The organism is Pseudoalteromonas sp. T1lg88 (genome assembly GCF_002964765.1).
Lineage (GTDB): Bacteria > Pseudomonadota > Gammaproteobacteria > Enterobacterales > Alteromonadaceae > Pseudoalteromonas.
In genome coordinates this window covers 1-1,779 of sequence record NZ_PQCF01000020.1, presented here as the reverse complement: position 1 = coordinate 1,779, position 1,779 = coordinate 1, and the positions used below count along the sequence as shown (strand labels likewise).

The window sequence follows — 1,779 nt, the reverse complement described above, 5'->3', positions numbered from 1 at the left end:
GCGGGGTAGGGGAGCGTTGTGTAAGTGGCTGAAGGTGTGCCGGGAGGCATGCTGGACATATCACAAGTGCGAATGCTGACATGAGTAACGACAATGCGGGTGAAAAACCCGCACGCCGGAAGACCAAGGGTTCCTATCCCATGTTAATCAGGGTAGGGTGAGTCGACCCCTAAGGCGAGGCCGAAAGGCGTAGTCGATGGGAAACGGGTTAATATTCCCGTACTTGGTATAAATGCGATGGGGGGACGGAGAAGGCTAGACAGGCACGGCGTTGGTTGTCCGTGTGAAAGTATGTAGGCTTGAATCTTAGGAAAATCCGGGATTCTTTAAGGCTGAGGATACGAGACGACACTCTACGGAGTGGAAGCTGTTGGTGCCATACTTCCAGGAAAAGCCTCTAAGCTTCAGTTTATACCGAATCGTACCCCAAACCGACACAGGTGGTCAGGTAGAGAATACTAAGGCGCTTGAGAGAACTCGGGTGAAGGAACTAGGCAAAATAGTACCGTAACTTCGGGAGAAGGTACGCTCCTACCTGTGATGAGACTTGCTCTCTAAGCGGACGGGAGTCGCAGTGACCAGGTGGCTGGGACTGTTTATTAAAAACACAGCACTCTGCTAAATCGCGAGATGACGTATAGGGTGTGACACCTGCCCGGTGCCGGAAGGTTAATTGATGGGGTTAGCGTATGCGAAGCTCTTGATCGAAGCCCCGGTAAACGGCGGCCGTAACTATAACGGTCCTAAGGTAGCGAAATTCCTTGTCGGGTAAGTTCCGACCTGCACGAATGGTGTAACCATGGCCACGCTGTCTCCACCCGAGACTCAGTGAAATTGAAATCGCAGTGAAGATGCTGTGTACCCGCGGCTAGACGGAAAGACCCCGTGAACCTTTACTACAGCTTGGCACTGAACATTGAGCCTACATGTGTAGGATAGGTGGGAGGCTTTGAAGCAGAGACGCCAGTTTCTGTGGAGCCATCCTTGAAATACCACCCTTGTATGTTTGATGTTCTAACGTTGGCCCCTGAATCGGGGTTGCGGACAGTGCCTGGTGGGTAGTTTGACTGGGGCGGTCTCCTCCCAAAGAGTAACGGAGGAGCACGAAGGTTGGCTAAGTACGGTCGGACATCGTACGGTTAGTGTAATGGTAGAAGCCAGCTTAACTGCGAGACAGACACGTCGAGCAGGTACGAAAGTAGGTCATAGTGATCCGGTGGTTCTGAATGGAAGGGCCATCGCTCAACGGATAAAAGGTACTCCGGGGATAACAGGCTGATACCGCCCAAGAGTTCATATCGACGGCGGTGTTTGGCACCTCGATGTCGGCTCATCACATCCTGGGGCTGAAGTCGGTCCCAAGGGTATGGCTGTTCGCCATTTAAAGTGGTACGCGAGCTGGGTTTAGAACGTCGTGAGACAGTTCGGTCCCTATCTGCCGTGGGCGTTTGAGAATTGAGAGGGGCTGCTCCTAGTACGAGAGGACCGGAGTGGACGAACCGCTGGTGTTCGGGTTGTGATGCCAATTGCATTGCCCGGTAGCTACGTTCGGAATCGATAACCGCTGAAAGCATCTAAGCGGGAAGCGAGCCTCGAGATGAGTTCTCACTTGGAGTTTAACTCCACTGAAGGGCCGTTGAAGACTACAACGTTGATAGGCAGGGTGTGGAAGCGCTGTGAGGCGTTAAGCTAACCTGTACTAATTACCCGTGAGGCTTAACCATACAACACCAAAATGGTGTGAGACTGTTAAGTTAGAAGTTAGAAATAAAGACTGAA

Annotated in this window: 1 rRNA gene; it reads left to right on the top strand. The window is 52.1% G+C overall.

Going from position 1 to position 1,779, the window contains the following annotated elements:
• A 23S ribosomal RNA gene (locus C2M34_RS07345) occupies positions 1-1,724 on the top strand; the annotation flags it as partial.
• Positions 1,725-1,779: the final 55 nt, after the last annotated feature.